1 protein-coding gene is annotated in these 1038 nt (G+C 41.4%); it reads left to right on the top strand.

The features are described 5' to 3' along the window. The first annotated feature begins 185 nt into the window (after nt 1-185). Entirely contained in the window at nt 186-974 is a 789-nt protein-coding gene (locus tag IDZ20_RS01285) for a DUF2071 domain-containing protein (RefSeq protein WP_188149625.1), read from the top strand. Nucleotides 975-1038: the final 64 nt, after the last annotated feature.

Below are 1038 nucleotides of genomic sequence, written 5' to 3' on the forward strand. Positions count from 1 at the left end.
AAAGAAGAAGATACAGATTGGTACTTTAAAGTAACTGATTTTAAAAATGAGTAAAATGCCTAACAAGTTTGTCCAGTTGACGTTTTGGTCTACGTTTCGTTTTGGCGTGGCTGCGCCACTGTACGCCAAAACTACACTACAACCAAAACGCAACTGACAAAGGCGTTAAATTTCAAGGAAGTATCGTGCAAGAATCACGGAAACTAGATGATTATTTGATAGAGAGGCCCAAGCCAAGCGGGATAGATGTTTTATGTGGTTTGAAGCATTTTGCAATTATCACTTACGCTGTTCCGGCGGAGAGATTTAAAGATATATTTCCAGATCGCTTTCAGCTTGATACAGTCGAAGTGGATGGTCAGGAAATGGGGCTTATATCCGTAGTTCCGTTTATTGATGTAGACTTTACATCAGCAGTGTTTCCGTTCCCTAAATTTACGATGGGGCAAACCAACTATCGTATATATATTATCGATAGAAAAACGGGTGAGCGTTGCGTTTGGTTTCTTGGTACAACGCTGGACTCGTGGACGCTCGCAGTTCCTAGATATTTATGGAATCTTCCGTGGCACTCCGGAAAAGTTAGTTTCGACTGTGTGTTTAATGAAACTAGTGGTTTATACGATAAGTACCTTATGGAAACGGCATCTGATTGGGCGGCCGCTTCGGTAGAGTTGGTTCAATCTAACTCGGATAGATTTGATTTTCCAGGTTTTCCCGATGTTGAGTCAGCGTTGGTCTACCTAACTCACCCTTTGGCTGGCTTTTATTATAGAAGAGATAACAAACTAGGTACCTATCGAGTTTGGCACAAGGAGCTAGAGGTCAAGCCAGCCAAGCTTGTGTCAGCTAGTTTCAAGCTTCTATCTACTATGGGAATTGTAAAGGAATCAGAGCAAAATTCACCGTATAGCGTCTTAATCGAGCCTATCAATGAGTTTACTATTTACTTGCCGCCAACTGTTATTGAGTAAAAAACCTAGTATCAAGCCTGAAGTGCGACAAAGGTTGTTAGTTTCCATATAGAATATCCGCTGG

Origin of the sequence: Teredinibacter waterburyi (genome assembly GCF_001922985.1) — a bacterium.
GTDB classification, from domain to species: domain Bacteria; phylum Pseudomonadota; class Gammaproteobacteria; order Pseudomonadales; family Cellvibrionaceae; genus Teredinibacter; species Teredinibacter waterburyi.